This window comes from Veillonella parvula, assembly GCF_018378075.1.
In the GTDB taxonomy this organism is placed as follows: Bacteria; Bacillota; Negativicutes; order Veillonellales; family Veillonellaceae; genus Veillonella; species Veillonella parvula_K.
In genome coordinates this window covers 334,225-357,979 of record NZ_JAGZYE010000001.1, presented here as the reverse complement: position 1 = coordinate 357,979, position 23,755 = coordinate 334,225, and the positions used below count along the sequence as shown (strand labels likewise).

Annotated in this window: 25 protein-coding genes and 1 riboswitch; of the genes, 8 read left to right on the top strand and 17 right to left on the bottom strand. The window is 34.5% G+C overall.

Annotated features, from left to right (window positions below; genetic code table 11):
- The first annotated feature begins 8 nt into the window (after window positions 1-8).
- Entirely contained in the window at window positions 9-1,253 is a 1,245-nt protein-coding gene (locus tag KH286_RS01730; protein ID WP_004697218.1) for an adenosylhomocysteinase, read from the top strand.
- Between the two features lie 118 nt (window positions 1,254-1,371).
- The gene (locus KH286_RS01725; RefSeq protein WP_004697167.1) at window positions 1,372-2,661 is read left to right on the top strand and encodes an amidohydrolase; all 1,290 of its coding nucleotides are present in this window, start codon (window positions 1,372-1,374) and stop codon (window positions 2,659-2,661) included.
- Window positions 2,662-2,731: 70 nt separating this feature from the next.
- On the opposite strand, the gene KH286_RS01720 is transcribed toward KH286_RS01725, so the two are convergent.
- On the bottom strand, window positions 2,732-3,481 hold the full coding sequence (locus KH286_RS01720) for a class I SAM-dependent methyltransferase (RefSeq protein WP_004697068.1): 750 nt from the start codon (window positions 3,479-3,481) through the stop codon (window positions 2,732-2,734).
- A gap of 149 nt (window positions 3,482-3,630) precedes the next feature.
- Here KH286_RS01720 and KH286_RS01715 point away from each other — a divergent pair, with 149 nt between their 5' ends.
- The 3 genes from KH286_RS01715 to KH286_RS01705 all read left to right on the top strand — a co-directional run bounded on the left by KH286_RS01715 (window position 3,631) and on the right by KH286_RS01705 (window position 6,363).
- Window positions 3,631-4,569 carry a DUF1848 domain-containing protein gene (locus KH286_RS01715; protein WP_004697023.1) on the top strand — a complete coding sequence of 313 codons (939 nt, stop codon included), beginning with the start codon at window positions 3,631-3,633 and terminating at the stop codon, window positions 4,567-4,569.
- A 140-nt stretch (window positions 4,570-4,709) separates the two neighbouring features.
- Window positions 4,710-5,618 carry an HAD family hydrolase gene (locus tag KH286_RS01710; RefSeq protein ID WP_004697132.1) on the top strand — a complete coding sequence of 303 codons (909 nt, stop codon included), beginning with the start codon at window positions 4,710-4,712 and terminating at the stop codon, window positions 5,616-5,618.
- A 1-nt stretch (window position 5,619) separates the two neighbouring features.
- Complete coding sequence (locus KH286_RS01705; RefSeq protein ID WP_004697361.1) at window positions 5,620-6,363, top strand: DUF4241 domain-containing protein; 744 nt, start codon at window positions 5,620-5,622, stop codon at window positions 6,361-6,363.
- Window positions 6,364-6,470: 107 nt separating this feature from the next.
- Here KH286_RS01705 and KH286_RS01700 read toward each other — a convergent pair whose 3' ends face one another.
- Complete coding sequence (locus KH286_RS01700; protein WP_004695850.1) at window positions 6,471-6,620, bottom strand: hypothetical protein; 150 nt, start codon at window positions 6,618-6,620, stop codon at window positions 6,471-6,473.
- Window positions 6,621-6,830: 210 nt separating this feature from the next.
- On the opposite strand from KH286_RS01700, the gene KH286_RS01695 reads away from it, so the two are divergent.
- On the top strand, window positions 6,831-8,132 hold the full coding sequence (locus tag KH286_RS01695) for a hypothetical protein (RefSeq protein ID WP_004697133.1): 1,302 nt from the start codon (window positions 6,831-6,833) through the stop codon (window positions 8,130-8,132).
- 172 nt (window positions 8,133-8,304) lie between these two features.
- On the opposite strand, the gene KH286_RS01690 is transcribed toward KH286_RS01695, so the two are convergent.
- Window positions 8,305-8,922, bottom strand: coding sequence for a phosphatase PAP2 family protein (locus KH286_RS01690; RefSeq protein WP_004695848.1), 618 nt, complete (start codon window positions 8,920-8,922; stop codon window positions 8,305-8,307).
- A 190-nt stretch (window positions 8,923-9,112) separates the two neighbouring features.
- The gene (locus tag KH286_RS01685; RefSeq protein ID WP_004697477.1) at window positions 9,113-10,459 is read right to left on the bottom strand and encodes a VanW family protein; all 1,347 of its coding nucleotides are present in this window, start codon (window positions 10,457-10,459) and stop codon (window positions 9,113-9,115) included.
- 106 nt (window positions 10,460-10,565) lie between these two features.
- Between KH286_RS01685 and KH286_RS01680 the strand changes: the two genes are divergently transcribed.
- Complete coding sequence (locus tag KH286_RS01680; RefSeq protein ID WP_004697469.1) at window positions 10,566-11,576, top strand: site-specific integrase; 1,011 nt, start codon at window positions 10,566-10,568, stop codon at window positions 11,574-11,576.
- A 61-nt stretch (window positions 11,577-11,637) separates the two neighbouring features.
- On the opposite strand, the gene KH286_RS01675 is transcribed toward KH286_RS01680, so the two are convergent.
- Window positions 11,638-11,946 carry a LysM peptidoglycan-binding domain-containing protein gene (locus KH286_RS01675; RefSeq protein WP_004695842.1) on the bottom strand — a complete coding sequence of 103 codons (309 nt, stop codon included), beginning with the start codon at window positions 11,944-11,946 and terminating at the stop codon, window positions 11,638-11,640.
- Between the two features lie 254 nt (window positions 11,947-12,200).
- Here KH286_RS01675 and lexA point away from each other — a divergent pair, with 254 nt between their 5' ends.
- Window positions 12,201-12,872 carry a transcriptional repressor LexA gene (gene lexA, locus KH286_RS01670; RefSeq protein WP_004695840.1) on the top strand — a complete coding sequence of 224 codons (672 nt, stop codon included), beginning with the start codon at window positions 12,201-12,203 and terminating at the stop codon, window positions 12,870-12,872.
- 59 nt (window positions 12,873-12,931) lie between these two features.
- Here lexA and KH286_RS01665 read toward each other — a convergent pair whose 3' ends face one another.
- The 12 genes from KH286_RS01665 to KH286_RS01610 form a co-directional block, all read right to left on the bottom strand.
- A complete protein-coding gene (locus KH286_RS01665; protein WP_004695838.1) occupies window positions 12,932-13,867 on the bottom strand; it encodes a bile acid:sodium symporter family protein in 936 nt (311 codons plus the stop codon).
- An 11-nt stretch (window positions 13,868-13,878) separates the two neighbouring features.
- The gene (panC, locus tag KH286_RS01660; RefSeq protein WP_004695836.1) at window positions 13,879-14,721 is read right to left on the bottom strand and encodes a pantoate--beta-alanine ligase; all 843 of its coding nucleotides are present in this window, start codon (window positions 14,719-14,721) and stop codon (window positions 13,879-13,881) included.
- A gap of 70 nt (window positions 14,722-14,791) precedes the next feature.
- The gene (panD, locus tag KH286_RS01655) at window positions 14,792-15,184 is read right to left on the bottom strand and encodes an aspartate 1-decarboxylase (protein ID WP_004695834.1); all 393 of its coding nucleotides are present in this window, start codon (window positions 15,182-15,184) and stop codon (window positions 14,792-14,794) included.
- Between the two features lie 270 nt (window positions 15,185-15,454).
- Window positions 15,455-16,342, bottom strand: a complete 888-nt coding sequence (gene dapA / locus KH286_RS01650) for a 4-hydroxy-tetrahydrodipicolinate synthase (protein ID WP_004697130.1) — start codon at window positions 16,340-16,342, stop codon at window positions 15,455-15,457.
- A gap of 21 nt (window positions 16,343-16,363) precedes the next feature.
- Window positions 16,364-17,395, bottom strand: a complete 1,032-nt coding sequence (locus tag KH286_RS01645; protein WP_004697069.1) for an aspartate-semialdehyde dehydrogenase — start codon at window positions 17,393-17,395, stop codon at window positions 16,364-16,366.
- Window positions 17,396-17,418: 23 nt separating this feature from the next.
- A complete protein-coding gene (gene dapB, locus KH286_RS01640) occupies window positions 17,419-18,228 on the bottom strand; it encodes a 4-hydroxy-tetrahydrodipicolinate reductase (RefSeq protein ID WP_278607179.1) in 810 nt (269 codons plus the stop codon).
- A 76-nt stretch (window positions 18,229-18,304) separates the two neighbouring features.
- Window positions 18,305-18,477: riboswitch (Lysine riboswitch) on the bottom strand.
- A gap of 41 nt (window positions 18,478-18,518) precedes the next feature.
- On the bottom strand, window positions 18,519-20,183 hold the full coding sequence (gene recN, locus KH286_RS01635) for a DNA repair protein RecN (protein ID WP_278607178.1): 1,665 nt from the start codon (window positions 20,181-20,183) through the stop codon (window positions 18,519-18,521).
- Window positions 20,184-20,187: 4 nt separating this feature from the next.
- A complete protein-coding gene (argR, locus tag KH286_RS01630; protein WP_004695825.1) occupies window positions 20,188-20,643 on the bottom strand; it encodes an arginine repressor in 456 nt (151 codons plus the stop codon).
- A gap of 320 nt (window positions 20,644-20,963) precedes the next feature.
- Window positions 20,964-21,539, bottom strand: coding sequence for a tRNA (mnm(5)s(2)U34)-methyltransferase (locus tag KH286_RS01625; protein ID WP_004695822.1), 576 nt, complete (start codon window positions 21,537-21,539; stop codon window positions 20,964-20,966).
- 24 nt (window positions 21,540-21,563) lie between these two features.
- Window positions 21,564-22,448 carry an NAD(+)/NADH kinase gene (locus tag KH286_RS01620; RefSeq protein WP_119562958.1) on the bottom strand — a complete coding sequence of 295 codons (885 nt, stop codon included), beginning with the start codon at window positions 22,446-22,448 and terminating at the stop codon, window positions 21,564-21,566.
- Between the two features lie 9 nt (window positions 22,449-22,457).
- The gene (locus KH286_RS01615; protein ID WP_105086508.1) at window positions 22,458-23,261 is read right to left on the bottom strand and encodes a TlyA family RNA methyltransferase; all 804 of its coding nucleotides are present in this window, start codon (window positions 23,259-23,261) and stop codon (window positions 22,458-22,460) included.
- Window positions 23,258-23,737, bottom strand: coding sequence for a divergent PAP2 family protein (locus KH286_RS01610; RefSeq protein ID WP_105086509.1), 480 nt, complete (start codon window positions 23,735-23,737; stop codon window positions 23,258-23,260). Before KH286_RS01610 ends, KH286_RS01615 begins: the two co-directional genes overlap by 4 nt.
- Window positions 23,738-23,755: the final 18 nt, after the last annotated feature.

Sequence of the window (23,755 nt, the reverse complement as noted above, 5' to 3'; positions counted from 1 at the left end):
GAGATATTATGCAATCTTTAATTAGAGACATAAATTTAGCAACAGAAGGTCGCAAAAAAATTGATTGGGTTTCTAACTTTATGCCTACATTAAACACATTAGGTGACCGTTTTGAAGCAGAACAAACTTTCAAAGGCCAAACAATTGTTGTTAGTGTTCACTTGGAAGCAAAAACAGCATACCTTGCGACTGTATTAAAACGCGGTGGTGCAGATGTAATTGTAACGGGCTCCAATCCGTTGTCTACACAAGACGATGTAGCTGCAGGTCTTGTAGATATGGGCATTACTGTATATGCTTGGTACGATTGTACTGATGAAGAATATTTTAACTTCCTCCATAAAGCACTTGATCATAAACCACATATTATCATTGATGATGGTGGTGATTTAGTAAATCTATTGCATACTACACGACAAGATGCAAAAGAACGTTTGTTAGGGGGGAGTGAAGAAACTACAACAGGTGTACATCGTTTATATGCATTAGAGAACGCTAAACAATTAACATTCCCTATGATTGCTGTAAATGACTCTTACTGTAAATATCTTTTCGATAATCGCTATGGTACAGGTCAGTCCGTTTGGGATGGTATCATGCGCACTACGAACTTGACTGTAACAGGTAAGAACGTTGTTGTTGCTGGTTATGGCTGGTGTGGTAAAGGCGTTGCGATGCGCGCAAAAGGCCTTGGTGCACACGTATATGTAACTGAAGTAGATCCAATTAAAGCTATAGAGGCTGTATTTGATGGCTTCAAAGTATTGCCTATGATTGAAGCCGCTAAGGTTGGGGATATCTTCTGTACTGTAACAGGTTGTAAAGATGTTATTGTAAAAGAGCATTACAAAGTGATGAAAGATAAAGCTATCTTATGTAATGCTGGTCACTTTGACTGCGAAGTGAATGTTTCTGATCTTACTGAACTTGCTGTAAGCCACGAAAGGGTTCGCCAAAACATCGAAGGCTATACTATGTCTGATGGTCGTAAACTCTATGTATTGGCTGAAGGCCGTCTAGTAAACCTTGCAGCTGGCGATGGTCACCCTGCAGAAATTATGGACTTGTCATTTGCTATGCAAGCCCTTGCTGCAGAGTATATCTTGAAAAACGGTAAAGAAATGGATCCAAAAGTATACGTATTGCCTCATGAATTAGATGTGGAAATCGCTAAACTTAAGTTGAACTCCATGGGCTATGACTTAGATTCTTTAACACAAGAACAAATCGATTATCTAACAAAAGTAAACTAATACTGTATTGAAATATAATGGTTTCTGTAATACATTTTGTATCTAAACTATACTAGCTTTCAAATTAAACAAATATAACCGAGCTATCATGGCTCGGTTATACCTATGAGGGAAGACTATGTCTGATTTATTGATTACTCATGTAGACGTCCTCACCGATGAGGGGGTTCTAAAAAATCATGCCATTGCAATTAATAATGGTTATATTACAGCTATTTTAAACGATAGTGAAGCTGAAAAGGTAAAAGTCTCTGCTAAGGAAGTACTAGACGGTAAAGGTCAATTGGCTACGCCAGGTCTTGTAAATACACATACTCATATTGCGATGGGTCTATTTAGAAACTATGCAGATGATCTTGAGCTTATGGAATGGCTTGAAACGGCTATTTGGCCAACAGAAGCAAAATTAAATGACGATTATGTACGGTACGGCACACAACTCGGTATTGCTGAAATGTTGCGCACTGGTACCACTACATTTAGCGACATGTATTTCTTTATGAATACTACTGCTGAGGTGGTAAAAGAAACAGGTATTCGCTCTGTATTGTCACGTGGCTTAGCCGGTGTATCCCCAACAGCAGATCAAGCATTAGTTGAAAATGCTGACTTATTCCGCACTTGGAACGGCTTTGATAATGACCGCATCAAAGTATTGCTTGGACCACATGCACCATATACTTGCCCTGATGATTATATGGAAAAGGTGATTGCCTTATCTCATGAATTAAATTGTGGTATTCATATGCACTTGTCCGAAACAAAAGGAGAAGTGGAGACTGTTATGAAAGCTACTGGTAAGACACCAATTGCGCATATGCATGATTTAGGTTTATTCTGGAATACTACCTTAGCCGCACACTGCGTTCATGTGACAGACGAAGATATGGCTATTATGTCTGAAAATAATGTAGCCGTAGCGCATAATCCACAATCTAATTTAAAATTAGCTAGCGGTATTGCACCAGTACCTGAAATGATTGCCAAAGGTATTACGGTTGGTCTTGGTACAGATGGCTCCGCTTCTAATAATAATGCTGATATGCTTGAAGAAGTACGTCTTGCAGCAACATTACATAAAGCACGTCTTTATGATCCAAAGGCTATTCCTGCTCAAGCCGCATGGAACATGGGCACTGTAGAAGGTGCAAAAGCATTGGGATATACAGATCTTGGTGTATTAGATAAAGGCTATCGTGCAGATATCGTGCTATATGATGTATCTGGTATGCACTGGATGCCTCGTTACAATGATTTAGCAGCTCTTGTATACTCTGCTAATAGCTCCGATGTAAATACTACAATTGTGGGTGGTAAAGTTCTTATGAAAGACAAAGAACTGCTTACAATTGATGAAGAAAAACTACGGGCAGAGATTGATAAAGCTCAGGTATATTTTAGTAATTAGCAGTCAATCTAAACACAAAACCCACTCATGATAATCATAGAGTGGGTTTTGTGTTATATATTATATAGATTTATTTAATTGCTTTCACCAAGAACATGGGTACAGGAATATAAAACTCGTCTTCCTCATTGTAAATACGCGGACCTACAGTTAGATCAATGGTAACAGAACTAGCACCTAATTTAGTAAGTAGTTCTTTATCCCATTGAGGTCGTGTATAAGACGAAATGTCGAGCATATGATAAATGGTATGACACCGTTCTTTTAATTCGTTGCTTACATGTTCATGGGCATGATGAACAGATTGTGGTACATTATGATGATTACGAGCATGTTCCGCATCATAGTTTAAAATCAAACCGCCTGGGCGAATGACGCGAAACCATTCGGCATAGGCTTTGTCAGGATGGGGTAAATTCCACGTTACATTTCTGGCCACAACGATATCAAAGGTATTAGTATCAAATCCTAGATTCTCTGCATCCATCACAGAAAAGGTTGCATCACAATCGAGGGACTCTGCTAGTTGATTTGCCTCATCTATCATATTAGGTGTAATATCAATGCCATGCACTGTATGACCAAGCTGAGATAGTATAATACTAAAAAAGCCGGCTCCACATCCAATATCCAATATTCGTAAAGATCTATCAGAATCAAATATATGACAAGTTAATTCTTCTCTCCATAATTTTAGTTTGGGACTTTCTAATTCTTTTGCACGTAAAGCGCCAAAATCGTGAGATCGATCTGCCCAATAGGCTGTAATAAATTCTTTATCATCCTTCATAGGATGGTTGCGTTCAAAAGTATCATTCATAATTTAGTTCTCCTCATATTCTATAGTATGTATAGTACCATAAAATAATAATGAACTATACAGCAAAAATCACATTAACTCCATAAATACTTACTATTAGATATGATATAATACTCCTATGTTTTTATTTTACTGAAAGGGCAGGGGCTATGATATTACAGACTGGACAACGTACAGATATTCCTGCTTTTTATGGGCAATGGCTAATCAATCGTATACGTGAAGGATTTGTAGATGTTCGTAACCCTTATAATCCCCTACAGGTGACACGGTATCCAATTAATCAAGAGGTGGTAGATGGTATTGCATTCTGTACAAAGAATCCTTTACCGTTTATTCCACTACTAAATGAAATTGTTGATTACAGACAATACTGGCATATGACTATAACGCCTTATGGAACCGATATTGAACCCTACGTGCCAACTTATGCGTCTGTTATAGAAGGATTTAAACATATTTCTAAACAGCTTAATTCTCAATCTATGGTGTGGCGCTATGATCCTATCATTTTAACTAATGAATATACCGTTGATTTTCATTGTGAAAGCTTTTACAAAATGGCTCAAGCCCTTAAAGGTTATACAGATACAGTTGTTGTTAGCTTTTTAGATATATTTGATAAGGTGGTTCAGAATTTTCCAGAAGGATATAGACCAAGTTTAGATATTCAAACTAAGATCATTAAAGAATTTGTTTCCATAGCTCATTCCAATCATATGAATCTTAAAACCTGTGGAGAAGGAGTTATCTTTAAAGAGCTTGGTGCTGATACAGAGGGGTGTTTAACCTTAGATTGTTATGAAAGTGCCTGGAATATAAAATTAAAAGCACCTAAACGCGCGCCAGCACGACCAGAATGTAATTGTTATTTACATGGTGATATTGGTGCCTACGATAGCTGTAGCCACTTTTGTCGTTATTGTTATGCTAATACTAATCGAGCGGTGGTTCGATATAATCGTTTACATCATGATCCAAATTCTAGTTTACTTATTGGAAGACTTTCAAAAAGAGAAATTATTAAAGAAAGTACGGAAAAGAGCTGGATTATAAACGAAACTGTAACACAGGATAGCTTATTTTAGAGAGAATTACGAGGAATTACTAAATTAAATGAATTGACTTATCGTGTAAAATAGATACCAAAGGGGTTGTCAAGCAGGTATCTCAGGAATATAAGAGAGTGTAAATGTATTTTTTGTTTAGTTTAAAAGGAGGTGCATTTATGATAACGTATAAGAAAGATAGTAAAGATAATTTACTATCACCTGACTCGTCTATGCCCGTGTTAGCAATGTGTTATGACTTTGATAAGACATTAACCCCTGACGATATGCAGGCACAAGGTTTTATTCAATCGGTAGGCTATAACGAAGAGCAAATCAAACAATTTTGGCATGAATCAAATCAATTGGCTAAAAAACATGATATGGATAATAACTTAGCCTATATGTACAAAATGATTCAAGAAGCAGTAGGCCATTTCTATGTAACAAAAGATAAGCTCATGGAATACGGCAATCAAGTAGAATTATACGAAGGGGTACGGACTTGGTTTGAACGCATTTGTCAATATGGCTTAGAACAAGGCGTTAAGATTGAACATTATATTATTTCGTCTGGCTTAAAAGAAATGATCGAAGGCACTGAAATGGCAAAAGAGGGGGCTTTCACCAAAATCTATGCCAGTGCATTTATGTTCGATGATAAAGGTGTAGCTGTTTGGCCCGCACAAGCCATTAACTATACGAATAAGACACAATTTTTGTTCCGCATTCAAAAAGGAATTCTCGATATTAATGATACTGGTGTTAATGATTACATTAAGCCTGAAAATCAACGTGTGCCGTTCCGTAACATGATTTATATTGGGGATAGCGATACAGATATTCCTTGTATGAGTCTTGTGAACGCTAATGGAGGTCATTCTATAGGTGTTTATGATCCATTTAAGAAGGATAAAGAAAAGGTATATAAGATGATGCGTCATCATCGTATCCGTTATTATGCACCTGCAGACTATTCTAATGGTTCAAAACTAGATACCTTAGTGAAGCAAATTATTCGTAAAACCGCAGCCTATGAAGTATTAGAAGGCGAATATATTCATTGTAAATACGAAGCCGAGGAGTAATATGGAACAATCTAAATTAACTAGCGAATGGATTCAAACCTTTAACAGATTAGGTTCTGAAGGTAAATTAAAACCTACCGTACCATATCACGATTTATTTAACCGAAAGGAGTTAAAAGGATTTCCGTTACACACATTACCTATGTGGACGGTAAATTTTCCAACAGGTTATATTACGTGTTGTGATCCTCTAGTAACATTGCCAAGCAAACCAGATACATATCTTAGACAGGTAACACCAGGTACGTATTTGTTAGAGACTAAGATAATTGAAATGGAACCAAATGAGTATCGTTATGTAGCTAGTCGAGTTGTTTTTAGTGGCAATGAGCCTGTATACTATGAATTAGCATTAAAAGGGACAGAGGACTTAACCGATTTAGATGATGGAGATACCTATATTGGATTTCCTGTAGATTCGGGTTTAGCTACAATTGTAGATGCACAAACAATTGAAACATATAATAAGTTTTATGAACAATGGCATATAAACTATCCTGAAAAAAATATATACGATGACTATTATAGTGATTTATTCCAATTAAATGCTATGGCCTATCCACAATACCAACGTTCTAAAGGTGATTGGATTAACTTTACAATTCCTGATACAGAATTGACAGTACCGATGATTCAATCTGGATTTGGTGATGGTTTATATCCAGTATACTGGGCATTTGATAAAGATGGTCAAATCTGTCAAATTATTATGGAATACATTGATTGTAGCGAAGCATATGAATAATACACTGGGTGTATAGTTAAGGAACTAATTTTATAAATCAAAATATATAAAAATAAGGCGCTTAGATAACTAAGCGCCTATTAATATGTTTATATTCATCTGAGAAATTAGATACCAAAAACCCAGTTAACTAACACGCGAATAATACTTAAACCAACAACCATTTCAGCAAGAAATCTTAAAGAACTCTCCATGCCATTTCCTAAATGTTTTAAACCGCCAATTTTGGCTTTACTTACAATATCACACCAGCACATAAAATTCCTCCATAAGAGTATGAGTAAATCAGATAATTTATATTACTATTTTACAATCTGATTCTAAAAAATTCAATATAAATTTTATGTAATAATAATACTTTATTGGCATATAGAATAATTAAGAATATGAAAAGTATAGTTTATTTAAAGAATATAAATATGTTAATATGAAATCAACTATTGATGTGTTGTGTAATGGAGTGCTTTATGAGAAAGTTTATATTAAGCTTTGCAATAGCATTGGTTGCATGTAATATAATAGCTGCAAAAGAATATATTACATTAGAATCCCAAACTGGCAATACCATTGTTGATGAAAAAGGACAATGGATATTGGGCCCATATGATAACTTACATGTGGAGTATATAAAAGGATATAATAATAACTATGTATATGGATCATTTTATGAAAATGGTCAAAAACGATATGTAAATTTAGTTGAACTAGCCTATTTACCAGTAGGGTATGAATATGAGTTCTATTATAAATTTGCTAAAGCTTTCACTAATGGGGGCTTTAAATTATTAAACTTAGATGGTACATATGCTATTAATGATGTTATTACTGATTATGATGATTTAAGTGATACTATAATATTAGGTAAAAAAGGAGAATATTGGTATGTATATAATAGAGTAAGCGGCAATCCAATTATTGATAGTCCTATTAGAAGTATCAAAGAGAGTATTACCAAATATTGGTCTAGAAAAGATAAAAAATATCTTTATAAATTATATACTATAGATGATTATACAAAATATCTTACAGAAAATGGTGTTTTACTTAGTGTTGATGAAGCTATAGACCTTATTAACAGTAATGATTATATAGAAATACGTAATAATGATGGTGCGGGAGGTGATTCATATTCTGATGAGAATTTTTATAGTAGAGCTCCATCAGATGTTTATGATTTATTTTCAGAAGTAGATGATAAAGGTAATACTTTATATGGTATGAAGACAAAGGATAATATAATCGTTATTCCTCCTAAATATAAATCTATAAAACATTTAGGTAAAGAGTTTAAGTACTTTGTTGTGACTGATGAAAATAATAGGTATGGTATTGTAGACTCATTAGATCAAACTATAGTTGCTACGAATAACTATTCTTATGAAAGATTAAGTGATCGTAGCTTTATTTTGAAAGATTCATATGGTAATAGTATTTTTAATGCTAGTTCAGGTGTATTTTATGCTGATGTTTTTGATAGTATAGATACATCAAAGCCTAATTATGTATTAAATAAAGTTACTACAGCAACTTATGATAAAATAAAATATGTAATTGATACAAACTCAGGTTATAAATTATTTAAATTACCACATTATGATGACGATATAACATCATTTTATAAAGCTTTATTTGTTTATAAATCTAAAGGGAAATATGGCCTAATGGATTATAACGGTAATATAATTATTGAACCTAAGTTTGATAAAGTTACTATTGATGAACCTGAGTTAGCGGAATATATAAAAGAAATAGATTCATATGATAAATAATTAATTTTTTACTGATTATTTTGATTAACTAAAATAAACTAGCTTATAGACTTATAGGCTAGTTTTTGTTTTGAACACAAATTACTTCCGATAACGATATATTATCGGAAGTAATTTATATAAGAAAATTGGGCCTAAATGGCCCAATCCTTTATTTCATCAAGTTTTTTGCTTATTTACGTTTAAATGTGTATGGTTCGTATTCTACATCATTATGACGGTTAGTCCACCAGTTCCAACCAATTCTTGCTAATTTCCAGGCAATAAATCCTACGATGATCCCTAATACTAAACCTGTTAATACATCTGTTGGATAATGCGCAAATAAGTAAACTCTAGAGAACGCTACTACTATTGAACCTAACAATGCTAAAATCCCTAAATATCGCTTCTGAGGCGCTATTTGAGTTAAGCCTAGGTAAATGGTCATAGATGATGCAAATGAACCAAAACTATGACCTGATGGGAATGAATAGCTTGTAGCTTTTGGTAGTGCAGATTCTAACGGCACCGTTACATTTGGAAAATCAACAAATGGTCTTAATCTCGCTACATTTGGTTTTAAACCTTGGTCGCCAATTATAAATACAAATCCTAAAGCAATAATAATTGCCACGCCTAAAACGCGATATTTTTTTTGTAGCATTAATAATAAGGCTATTATAATCCATAATGCGCCATTACTTGTGATTTTTGAAATAAATGCCATAATTGGTGTTAAAAAACTATATACAAAATGTTCATGTACATAGAAGATTAAAGAGTGATCAAATTGTAAAATTGTGTCCATAAATTCCTCTTCTATTCTACTCTCATCTAAATGATAATTATTGAGAATATCTTATGCTTTTTATTTTAATAATTAATCTATACTAATTTATTTACGTCTATAATGATTTCTCATTTACAGCCCAAATTATAGCCTAAACTATTTATATCTAATGGTCAATAGTTTAGGCTATATTTCATAAAAACTATAATTATGTTTTCTTTTTGTCACCTTTTTTTACTGCTGCTTCAGATGTAGTAGGCATTGTAATAATTGTATCTACTGGGTCATATACAGACTCAAAGGAATCGGTTTGAGTAACCCAGTTGCCATATGTAATGGTTCTATATGTATTCATTTTCAAGCCTACATGTCCTTCTTGTACCTCTTTTTCTTTTAAAGATGGATCTACCTTAGTTATTGTTTTATTAGGAATCTCACTGTAATCGCCTACAGAGATAGATACATTTTTTGGTTTATCTTGAGCTGTACCAATAATATAAATAGTTAAGGTTCCATTATTCATAACGCTTAAGATATAAATAGAATGCTGATATGGATTTCTAAACTTAAAATCTAAATAGCCCCAAGCTACAGTAGCATCTCTGCCAGCTTGAATATATCCAACTGGTTCAAAGTGAGGAGTTCGTTCAACAATATTCATTCCGGATAATAAAGCTGTATTAAAAATAGTAGAACTTACTTGGCAAATACCGCCACCAATGCCAGGAACTAATTTGCCATCAATCATAACAGGTGCATCATCATAGCCAGCTTCTGCAGTACGTTCGCCTACAACATCGTTAAAGGAGAATTGTGCGCCTGGCTTAATGAGTGTACCATTTATCTTATCAGAAGCTAATTGGATATTATGTGTTCTGCTTTCATTACCTGGATTATACTCCGTTGTGAAAGATGCTAATACAGTATTTAAAGGTTTTAGATCAGTATCGGTAACTTTTACTGTATTCTGCGTAGTAAATACCATAGAAAGTGAATTTATACTATCGCCAGATTGTAAATCATCTTTCAGCTTTTTGAGGGTGGCATCGATATCAATACGTTTACCTTCTTTTGCGGGATGTATTACTACTTGTCCATTTTCAACAGTAAGATATGCATCATGACCAGGTGTATCTATTGTTTTTGCTAACTCAGTGAGATATGTTTTCCCCTTTACTTCGTCTAACTTATATTGTGGTTTAAAATGATAACCATAAAATAAGCCATTAAATCTATGTGACAGTACTGTCCACATATCATCCTCATAGCCGTATGTAGAAATAGCTTTTACCATACCCTCTGTATCGAATTGAATGCCTAAATCATGATATGTAGCTTGTTGTTTTTTATTATTTCCCATATCGATAGATATAGTCTGAGGTATCTTATCGTTCAACTCTTGTAAACGCGCTTGTAATTTGTACTTTGGTGTATTTGATAGATCTGTATCGTTATAATATACACCATAAGAAATATTTTCTGTTGGAATGTATGAGCAGCCAGTTGTACCTAAAAGAACAAGGACCGTTCCTACTAATATGTATTTTTTCGTCATGTATTGGTAAATTCTCCCGAATAAGTTATCATATTCTCTAATTATAGCATATATAGATCTAATCTATGGTACAATTATATTGATATTTTAGGGGTAAGGGTGAATTATGTCAGAGTCTAAGAAACAACAAAAACATTTCTATTTGCGCAATAACGATGCGCTTATGAATAGTACAAAGTTGTCTATGAAAGCAAAACAAAGCATATTGTTATCTAAGGCCGAGAATACTGTTGATGCTTACGAATCGGATTGGGACGATTTTGTAGATTGGTGTACCTATCAAAAGGTATCTTATTTTCCAGCTACACCAGAAACCATAGTAAATTATATTAACGATCTAGCAGATTATGCAAAGGCAAATACAATTTCACGTCGTATAAGTGCTATATCTGAAAATTTTAATGCTTCTGGTCAAAGAAATAATCCATGTATGGCACCTATTGTAAAACAGGCCTTACGTGGCATTAGACGGTTAAAAGGAACGTTTCAACAAGGGAAAACACCAGTTTTATTAGAAGATATTGAAGATATTATAGACTGTATGGCTAAGCTAGATGTTCCGGAACTTCAATTATTGCGTGATAAAGCTATTCTTTTGATTGGCTTTATGGGTGCCTTCCGTCGCAGTGAGATTGCGGCTATTACAGTAGAAAATCTTCAATTTTCACCACAAGGTGTTGAAATCTTTGTAGCATCCTCTAAGGCCGACCAAGAGGGTCAAGGTGCAGTAGTAGCAATTCCTCATTTATCTGGTTCTCCGTTAGATGCAGTACGAGCCTTACAACAATGGTTAAGTGCTTCTGGTATTACTGAGGGACCTGTATTTAGAGGGTTTACAAAAAATATGTCTTTACGTAAAACAGCTATATCCGATAAGATGATTTCAGAAATCGTAAAAAAATATATTTCTCTTATTGGTCTAGATCCGACCATGTATGGCGCCCATAGTTTACGTCATGGCTTTGCAACGACTGCAGCAGCTTATGGCGTTGAAGAACGTAATATTATGAGGCAAACACGTCATCATAGTGTAAATATGGTTCGTCGTTACATTAATGAGGCAAACAAATTTGTAGATAATCCTATTTCAACGATCTTTGAAAAACGATTTAGATAACAAAAGGCAGCTATCTCTATTAGAGTAGCTGCCTTTTTGTGTGGGAATAACCCATATATATTTAGTTTTGAGCCACATAGTCCAAAGCTCTAACTGGACTATCAGATTTCTTTGTTGGTACTTTTAAAACCGTACCAGGTACAAGAGCACCAGAATCACTAATATTGTTAAGTTCCTTCATGGTATATACCATTTCACGAACATCCATATCTTTATGAGCTGTACGTGCTGCAATATCCCACATCGTATCGCCTACTTGAACCTTTACTTCACGTACATTATGTGTATTTACCTCTGTTGTAGGATTTGACATATTATAACCAAATAATACTGTTAAGCACATTCCTACCATCATCAATATATTTTTCATCTCATACCTCACATTTATATCGAACATAATATCTGAGAACATTTGTTTGTTTACATGCTTATAATAGCACACGAACGAATGTTCGGTCAAGTGTTTTAGAACAAATGTTTGCAAAAACTTTTAAAATTGCCTATAATAGGTATATAAGTTAAGTAAATATCTTATATTTTTATTATATAGTACATTATGTGGTAATTTTTACTCATAGATATATTGATACTATTTTGACCTTAGATTGGCTTTGGAGGTTTATCATGAGACGCCCTGCTACAGATATTAATACAAAACAGCGCCGTATATTAGACTTTATAAAAGATTCATTACATAATGAATATCGTTGTCCTACAGTTCGTGAAATCTGTACACATGTAGGCCTAAGTTCTACTTCTACTGTTCAATCTCACTTAAATGCTCTAGAAAAATTTGGCTATATTAAACGTGATCCCAATAAAAATCGTGCTATTACTGTATTAGAAGATACTAAACCTTCTATTTCAGTAGCCGATAATGAAACGTCTAGCTCTGATAACTTTGAGTTTTTAGGTGCTGGACTTAAACAAGTACCTCTTATCGGCACTGTACAAGCAGGTATGCCTATTACTGCAGTAGAAAACCTAGAGTCCACACTTACATTGCCAGTTCAATTGACTGGTGATTCTGACTGTTTCTTATTACGTGTTCAAGGCGAATCTATGATGAATATCGGTATGTATGAAGGTGATATGCTCATCGTGAGGCATCAAAATACTGCTAATAACGGTGATGTTGTTGTTGCTCGCATTGATGATGAAGCTACAGTAAAACGTTTTTATAAAGAAAATGGTCACATTCGTTTGCAACCTGAAAATGATGACTTTGATCCAATTATTGTAGATGATTGTCATATTGAGGGCCTTGTAATCGGTCTTGTACGAGATAGAATATAAGCAACAAAAAAACGGCAACATATTGTTGCCGTTTTTTGTTGCATGTATAAAATTTATTTTTAATGTAAACTATTTTCTCTCCGTAGAGTAGCAAAAATAGCACCTGATATATTATGCCATACACTAAAAATAGCCCCTACTAGCGTTGCTAATGGGTTTAATGCAAAATTTGTTGCTGCCAATGTTACGGCTAAACCACTATTTTGCATTCCCACCTCTATTGCTAGCGCTGTAGTTTTATCATATCTTAATTTAAGCAGTGCTCCTACACCTAATCCTAGTAGTAGACCTAGTATATTATGTATACCAACAACAATAAGTGTTTCAAGCCCAGAAATCAATAGTTTATCTTTGTTGATAGCAATAATGGCTGCTATTAACAGTATAATAGCAATCATTGAGAAGATCGGACTAATGCTGGTTAAAGTATTGATATGTGATTTACATACATATTGGATTACTGCGCCCAATAAGATTGGCACAATAATAACTTTTACCATAGTAATCATCATAGGTAGAACTTGAACATCTACCCATGCACCACCGATATATAAGATTAATAATGGTGTAACTATGGGAGCTATTAATGTTGAAGTAATTGTCATTCCTACAGATAAAGGGACATCACCATTGGCAATATAGGTTATAACATTACTGGCTGTCCCACCGGGACAACAACCTACTAATATTACACCAATAACAATATCTGGTGATAATGTGAATATATGGCAAATTCCCCAAGCTAATAGAGGCATTATCGTATATTGTGCAAGTACACCAATACAAATATCTTTTGGATGCCTAAAGATACTACATAAGCTTTCAAACTTAATAGTAAGCCCCATTCCAAACATGGCTATACCAAGTAAAAAAGGTGTATAAGCGATTGCCCAAGTAAAGTATTCTGGTACTATATAGGCAATGCATGAAAAGCCTAGGATTATAAAAATCAAGTATTTGGAAAGAACGTTGTTGACTGTAAGTAAATAATTCATAACTTCTCTCCTTAATTTGGATCGTATGAGAAGTTATCAATAAGTCGTGTAGAACCAATATATATGGCTATAGCCACTAATACTGGGGCAGTAACCTCTTGTACAGGTTGCATAGTCTTAGCATCAACAACTGAAATATAATCTATTTTAGCAAGCGGTTCGGTTTGTATAGTGTCTGTCATAGTATCAATGATACATTTAGCAGAGCAACCATATTGTATAGTTTGTGTTCCCAATTGAATAGCTTTATACAATATGGTAGCGGCTTTCCGTTCTTCGTTAGACAAATATGTATTACGAGAAGATTTTGCTAAACCATCTTTTTCACGAACAATGGGAACACCAATAATATTGACAGGAAAATTTAAATCAAAGACCATTTTACGTATAATGGCTAATTGCTGTGCATCTTTTTCACCAAAATACGCATTTGTTGGTTGAGTAATATTAAAGAATTTTGCCACCACAGTGCAAACGCCTTTAAAGTGAATTGGTCTGCGAATACCACACAATGTATCAGATAAATCCGCAATGTTTACAAATGCCTTTTTATCTTGGTACATTTCCTCCGGATTTGGAGAAAAAATAAGATCGACACCATGTGATTCACATAACTTTTTATCGCTATTAATATCACGCGGGTAAGTACTTAAGTCTTCATTTTCTCCAAATTGAATAGGATTTACAAATATAGAGACAATGACCTTATCGTTATTTTTTCTAGCTTGATCTATTAATGCAGCATGTCCTTCATGTAAGAATCCCATGGTTGGTACAAAACCAATTGTGTAACCTTCTTTTCTCCAGCTATTTACTGTATTCCGTACATTTTCGATAGTTGTTATAAATTCCATTATATTCCTCCGTTATATTGTAAATACGAAGATAGTCCTATACAGTCTACTGTAATTCGATCAATGACAATTATTTTTGATCAACTAATAAACCATGTTTCTCATAGTTTTTTATATGACTTATCTTATTATTGTTATCTACAAATACAACGAGAGGATTATGGCTCTCAACTTCGCTTTCATCAAGCTGTGCATAACACATGATAATTATCTTATCATGTACTTGTACATGTCGTGCAGCAGCACCATTTAAACATATAACACCACTACCTGCTTCTCCGGCAATAGTATATGTACTAAAACGTGCTCCATTATTAATATTTACAATTTGAACTTGTTCATATTCTCGTATTCCGGATGCATTCAATAAATCTGTATCAATTGTAATGCTCCCTACATAATCAAGCTCTGCTTGTGTCACAGTAGCCCTGTGAATTTTACCTTTTAACATTGTTAGTATCATGCTAAACTCCTTGTGTTTTAAATGTACCCGCCATATTGGTCGGTTCGAACTTTCACAATTTGTCTGTTTATCATGAATTAACAGTAGACTAGAGTATAGTTAAAAATACTATCTCCAGAGAAATTATACCATAATTGTAAATTTTTACATTAAAATACAATTAATATAATACAAATAATGTGACTCTAATCAAAAATAACAGTGATTGTAGTATAAAATAAAAACCAGTAGCTACAATGTAGTTACTGGTTTTTATTTTATACTAATATTTTATTTTAGATATTCTGCTAATGCTTTATCAATATATGCTGCTTCATCAGCCGTTGGTTCACACATTGGTAAATTAAATTTTCCCACAGGTAAGCCAATTTTACGGGCTGCATATTTAACAGGAATCGGATTTGTGGTGATGAACATCGCTTTTATAATTTCTGATAAAGCTTGATGAATACGAATCGCTTCGTAGTTATGGCCAGATTCATAAGCTTGAATCATAGCATTCATATCTTTGCCTGCTACATGAGATACTACAGATACAACTCCACATCCTCCAACAGATAACATCGGTAATGTAAGACCATCGTCCCCACTATATACCATGAAATCATCTCCAGGCATTAAACGCTTAATTTCAGAAGCAATCATTAAATTACCACTTGCCTCTTTGATAGCACAAATATGTGGATATTCGTTATGTAGTTGAACTAAGGTAGTTGGGAAAATACCTGTCCCTACACGACTTGGTACATTATACACCATAATTGGCAATGTAGTAGCTTCTGCAATAGTTTTAAAATGCAAATATTGGCCTTGTTGGTTCGGTTTATTGTAATAAGGTACTACAACTAGCAAACCATCGATACCATCGATTTTAGAGACTTCCTTTACAAATTCTGCAGAAGCCATTGTATCGTTACTACCTACGTTAGCAATAATCGAACCTTTATGTCCACATTCTTTTGCAATCGCATTAAATAGAGCTAATTTTTCGTCTCTAGACATAGTTGGGTTTTCACCCGTTGTGCCACAAACCACAAGACCATCAGAGCCATTATCTAACAGATGATTGGCGATAGCAACACAATTTTCAATATTTACGGATCCATCACTATTAAAGGATGTCACCATAGCTGTTAACACTCGACCAAAGGTTTTCATATATGTCCTCCCCTTGATAGATTAAAATGCTTGTTTTTCCACCAAGTACTCAGCAATTTGCAACGCGTTAAGAGCTGCACCTTTACGAATTTGATCCCCTACAATCCAGAAGTTCATAGCTTTGTCATTATATAAGTCTTTACGAATACGACCAATTTCACAGTTGTTTTGATTAGATGTATACAATGGCATAGGGTAAATTTGTTCAGCAGGATTATCTTTAACTTGTAACCCAGGGAATTTTTCACATGCCACCTTGAAAGCCTCTACAGATACAGGTTCTGCTGTTTCTACCAAGACAGATTCAGAATGGGAGCGATATACAGGAACACGAACTGTAGTTGGGACTACTTGAATAGTTTCGTCATGAAGAATTTTTTGCGTTTCGTAAACCATCTTCATTTCTTCTTTAGTATAATCATTTTCTAAGAACACATCAATTTGTGGCAATAAGTTGAATGCTACAGGATAGTGTTTAGGAGCAGAGCCGGTTGGCAACAGATTGGCTGTCATTTCTTCGCCTGCAGTATATTGTTTTACTTGATTTTCAAGTTCTTCAATACCTTCTTTACCTGCCCCAGATACAGCTTGGTATGTACTTACAACTACACGTTTAATTGGAGAGAGATCATGAAGAGGTTTTAATCCTAAACTCATGATAATTGTAGAGCAGTTAGGATTTGCAATGATACCTTTATGTTTCAAGATATCTTCTGGGTTAACTTCTGGTACTACGAGTGGAACTTCAGGATCCATACGGAATGCACTAGAGTTATCGATTACAATAGCACCGCGTTTAGCGGCTTCTGGCGCTAATGTTTTAGATATAGAGCCACCTGCAAATAGCGCAATATCAATATTATCAAAAGATTCAGGTTTTGCTTCTTCTACAATATATGTTTTACCATTCACAGTAAGTTCTGTACCTGCAGAACGAGCGGAAGCTAATAGTTTTAAGTTTTCATAAGGAAAGTTACGTTCTTCAATAAGTGTAATAAATTCAGCACCTACTGCACCAGTAGCACCTAGAATTGCAATATTAGGTTTTTTCATTGATACATCTCCTTGCACAAATATTATAAATAATGTTCTAAACCGTATGTTAAGCCAGTTTTAGAACTAATTTTTTTACATGCTAATACTACGCCTGGCATAAAAGATAAACGGCTTAAGCTATCATGACGTATGGTTAATGTTTCATCATAACCACCAAATAAAACTTCTTGATGAGCCACATAACCTGGAAGGCGTACACTATGAATTGTTACATCGTCAACCTTAGCACCACGAGCACCTGGTAAGCTTTCACGAGTTAAATCCTCATCAGCAGTTACCTTAGCAGCTTGTTTAGCATCGTTAATCAATTTAGCTGTTAAAATAGCTGTGCCAGAAGGCGCATCGTATTTGTGATTATGATGTAATTCTATAATTTCTACATTAGGGAAATATGGAGCGAGCTCTGCAGACACTTTCATCATCATTACCGCCCCAAGAGAAAAGTTTGGCGCCACTAAGCAATTTGCTTGATTGGAACGACCTATTGTATCAAGTTCATCACGTTGTTCTGCGGTCAATCCTGTAGTACCGATGACTACATGAATACCAGCGGATAACATTTTCTTCGCGTTTTCATAAATAACTGCAGGATTAGTGAAATCTACAATCACATCAGGTTTATTTATATCTAATACCTCATCAATTACCTCATCAATGGAGGCATTCATCTTGATACCTAATTGTTCGATTCCTGCTACAGAGCCTACATCTTCCCCTGCCTTAGTCGGATCAATACCACCAACTAATGTTAAATCAGGATCGTTATGTACTGCTTTGACCACTTCACGACCCATTTTGCCGCCAGCGCCATTTACCATTACTCGAATCATATATACCTCCAAAAAAGCCAGTGGATGCATCCACTGGCCTTATAGATTATATAGCTATATATACTCTTATGAAAAGCTCAATGATAGCACTCCACCAATACAAGATTGATGACAGTTGTCTATCTATTAAATAGACAACCAGAACGATGAGTCGCAATCATCGAACTTCGGCAAGCATCCCTTTTATCATGGATCAATGCATGCCTACTCCTCATGATTACTCTTAATACTCGCACCTCTATCAATATATTCATTTAATACTATTAGTATAAGTAATTATGCGATTTTAGTCAATTAAAATGGTCAATAAGTTCTTTCGCCGCCGCAAGTGCTGTAGCAGACATTCCCTTACCAGACATCATAGACGCGATTTGAGTTACTCGTTCGTCCTCATTTAAGACTACTAATGTAGAGATTGTACGATCATCTTGCTCGATTTTAGATAGATGATAGTGTTGTTTCGCAATACTTGCAGTTTGAGGCAAATGAGTAATACAAAATACTTGATTTGTTCTAGATAAATTAAGTATTTTTTCTGCCACCTTAAGTGCTATATCACCACTGATACCAACGTCAATTTCGTCAAATACCATCGTTTTAAAAGCGTCACTACGGAATACTGATTTAAAGGCTAATGCAATGCGAGCTAACTCACCGCCAGATGCTACTTTATGTAGAGGTAATAACTGTTCCCCTTTATTCGCAGAGAATAGCATTTCAATAGACTTTGCACCTAATGAGGATAACTCAGTCCCCTCTTCAATATGAAATTGAATATCCCCTTTGGGCATCCCTAGATCCACTAATTCTTGATGTAAGGCCGTAGCAATATCTTTTGCATTTTTTTGACGTACCTCGTGTAAAACTGTTAACGCTTCTTCTGCTACCTTTTTTGCTTCTTCAAGACGAGTTTCTAATTCATCTTGAGCAAATACAAGGTCTTCTAGTTCTTCTAAACGAGATTGCGCCTTTTCTTCGTATGCTAGAATATCTTCTACGGTTTCACCATAATTTTTCTTTAAGCTATAAATTGTGGTATCTCTGTCTTGGCAATATTTATAACGCTCTTCATCGTAGCTGATAGTATCCCTGTAACGATCTAAAGATTGTGCAGCTTCTTCTAGTTGGAAATAAGCAGAGTCCACCATTTCTGAGACTTCTTTTAACTCGCTGTCATATTTTACTAGATCATTAACCTCTACCTTAATCGAGTTAATCGTATCAAGTAATGGTTGACGTCCATTATAAAAGGCATCATAACAAGAACCTAAAACCTTATCGATATGTTCAAAACTGTCAAGACGCTTAAGTTCTTCTGCAATAGTTACATCTTCACCAACACTCAGACCAGCATCTTCAATTTCATCGATTTGGTATCTAAGCATATCAAGCTCCCGGGCTCGCTCAGACATATTTTCTTGTAAATGATCTACATCTTGTTTTGCTTGCTTATAAATTTTATACGCATCAGTATAAGCTTTATAGGCTTCCTTTCCTTCTTTATTAAAAGTATCTAAATATTCATGATGTGTATCAGCGTCTAGTAAACGTTGGTTGCTATATTGTCCGTGAATATCTGCTAAGTATTGACCAATCTCCTTTAAAGCTTTTAAAGGTATTGGTTGATCATTAGCCAATATACTAGATTTGCCATTACGGTTAAAGGATCTTGATAGAATTAACTGGCCTTCTTCTATCATGATATTTTTAGACTCTAATAGGTCTTGAATACTTTGGTGATTAGCAATATCAAATATTCCATCAATAACAAAACTATCTTTACCGTGACGAATAAACTCGCTACTTGCGCGTTCTCCTAATAGGATACTAAAGGCATCCATAAGAATGGATTTCCCTGCCCCAGTTTCGCCGGTAAAGATAGTAATGCCATCATTAAATGAAATATTCATTTGCTCAATCAACGCAAAGTTGCGAATGCTCATTTGCGTTAACATATTATTAGTCCTTCATTAAATCTTGAATTTTCGCTAAAATTGCTGGAACTTCAGCTTCGGATTTTGCAATTAACAAAATAGTATCGTCCCCTGCTAATGTACCAATAATTTCAGTCCATTTTGCATGGTCGATAGAAAATGCTACAGATTGAGCAGAACCAGGGATTGTATGTAATACAACTTGGTTTAAACTGTGATCAACTTTAATCAAAGAATCTTGGAATAGTCGGTTAATACGACTACGAGATAAAACTACATTTTCCTCTGGAGATAATGCATAACGATAATGTCCATCGCCTGTAGGAATTTTGATTAACATTAATTCCTTAATATCACGAGAAACTGTAGCTTGTGTAACTTCAATACCTTCTTCTAGTAAAGCCGCAGCTAATTCCTCTTGTGTTTCAATCGCCTTGGACTGCACGATCTCTTTAATTTTGTTATAGCGATAGCGTTTCATTTTGAACTCCCTTTTTTAAACCTTGCACATAAAAGAGAATAGTATCTTTCTGATAATATTATACCATATATTCATAATTAATATATGGTATAAATCGCATATATTATACGTCTTATGCATATTATATTAATATTTAAAATATTGTTAATATTCTATATATTGATAACGTACAAATTCATAGCTCATAAGGTTCATCTATTTATAGGGAATTAATAATTTAAAAATAGAAAAATATACATGTATAATTAAAATCCCCTATAAAGGGGGGGTTACTAACTGAGTATGAGTTTTATTCATAATGAATAAAGATATATTTCGTTTTATCGTTTTTGCAATATAAATAACTCAGGTGGATTATGTATTTGGTTCATCGGATGCCAATGGCATACATTATATATTTTCTGATCTAAATCTGATAAATACGATTTAAGAGACTGCATTTCTTCAAATCCCTCTGTTGTTCCAGGGTAAGCAACTATTGTAATAACTCCAGACTTGGAAAGTTTGTGTAAACCTTCATTTATGGCATCAATGGTTTGATGCGGTTTTGTTACAACTTGGTGATCTCCTCCAGGTAAATATCCTAGATTAAAAATCATTAAATCAATAACTTCATCCTTTAATTGATGAGCTACTGCCAAATCATGAGAGTCATGAATAAACGTTAAACTCACTTCTGGCGCAATATCATTTGATTGTAAAAGCTCCTTGCTAGTTTTAATAGCTTTCATTTGAATATCAATTCCATATAGATGGCATGCCTTTTGTGCCCGTTTAGAAAGGTATAAAAGATCATGGCCATTACCACATGTAGCATCTACTACCACTTTGGCATTTTCCATACATCTATCCCAGATTAAATGTTGGAATTGAACAGCATTGTTAATGTTAATCACAAAACCACCCCACTTGAGATTTGGTTATAACAATTCATCTCGACGAGATGCTAACTTTTTAAATAGTGTACCAAAGAAACATTGATCCTTGTATCGTACAAATAAACAATATACAGGGTTAGAGCTTATATGTAAGGTTTCTTTATTTGTAAAAGTATAGTCAAATGTACCATCAATACAAATATGTAATTGTGGTTCTCTTTCCGGCATTGTAATTTGAATCGTATCATGTTCCTCTAAAACAAGGCTTACACCTTGAATTAAATGTGGTGCTACTGGGGTGACAATGATAGATCGATTATCTGGTTTCATGATTGGACCACCAGCCGATAGATTATAGCCGGTAGAACCTGTAGCAGAGGAAATAATTAAACCATCCGATGGATACATTTGCGTGTGTTGATTATTTATGGACATATTAATTCGAGCCATTTTAGCAGGCTCAGCACGTGTGATAACAATTTCGTTAATGATAGGAACAAGTTCTTCCTCTTTACCCTCATGACGTTCTATATAAGCATATAAATGTCCACGCTTTTCAATATTATAATCACCATTAGCAATACGTTTAATATGACTTTGCATTTGATGAATTTCAATTTGATTTAAAAAACCTAGTTCGCCAAGATTAATACCACAAACAGGTACATTATATGGATAAATTTGTCTTGCAAGATGGATGATGGTACCATCACCACCAAAACTAAAGGCAATATCGATTTGTTTAAAGATTTCTGGGCGACTTAAAATATGAGTTTCAGGAATCTTAAGTACTCGTGCAGGTGCATCTGATTCGAGATCATCTGGCAAAAATACTTCGATACCTTCATCTTTACAAATATGTGCAGCCATTTTTAGAACTGCCATAATATTGCTTTTCCCCATATTGGGAAAGAATCCGATACGCATAGTAATCTCCTATAATGAATGGGCTTCTGCAACCACTGTATCAATCAAAGTATCATCAATGGTTAAGGCCCCTTCTTCGTACTTTTTAAAATAACCTAAAAACTCTATATTACCTTCCATACCTTTAATTGGTGAGAAAGTTAAGCCATGTGTATACAATCCACAATCATACGCAACGTGTAAAATACGATGTAAAACTTCTTTATGGATTTCACTATCTCGCACTATACCGCCCTTACCAACATTTTCTTTACCAGCCTCAAATTGTGGTTTTATTAAGGCCACAAGTGAGCCCGTATCTTTTAATAAATTAGTAGCTACTGGTAAAACTTTGTCTAAAGAAATAAATGCTACATCAATAGAAATAAAATCAACAAGTTCACCTATTTGTTCAGCAGTAACAGTACGGATATTTTGTTTCTCCATATTAATTACACGTGAATCTTGGCGTAATTTCCAAGCTAATTGATTATATCCTACATCGATGGCAAAAACCTTAGACGCACCGTTTTGTAATGCGCAATCTGAAAAACCACCTGTACTAGCTCCTATATCAATCATCACAGCCCCATGTAAATCGATAGGGTAAGTTTGAATAGCCTTTTCTAATTTAAGTCCTCCACGGCTTACATAAGGTAGGGTATTGCCTTTTACAATAATATTAGCATCCGCAGGAATCTTGGTGCCTGCTTTATCTATGCGCGTAGTATCCATAAATATAAGGCCCGCCATAATAGCTGCTTTTGCTTTTTCTCTACTTTCAAAAAGGCCTCGATTAACGAGGAGTATATCTAATCGTTCTTTATTGTTCATATTACACCATGATAAATACAATAAAACTGAATAAAGGCCACGAGAATACCGAGAATTAAACCACCAAATACTTCGATAGGTGTATGTCCCAACAACTCTTTTAATGCTTCTTTACGTGTAATGACAACAGGTATATTTTTTTTTGTAAAATAATCTACAATTTGATTAAGTATTTGAGCTTGTCGTCCTGCCTCTAATCGTACACCAGACGCATCATACATAACAATAATTGAAAATACTAAGGATAATATAAATAGATCCGTTACACCATTTTTAAGGTAAATCGCTGTTGTTGTAGCAATTACAAATGATGTATGTGAACTTGGAAAACCACCAGATCCAACAAGGCGTTCTGGACGGAATTTACCATGTTTTAAGAGTTGCCATACAAATTTGATAGCTTGAGCCGTAAACCAGCCCCAAAATGCAGCTTGTGCGATATAATTATGTGCTATTTGTGGTAATATATCAATCATTGTTTATACCTTCTACAG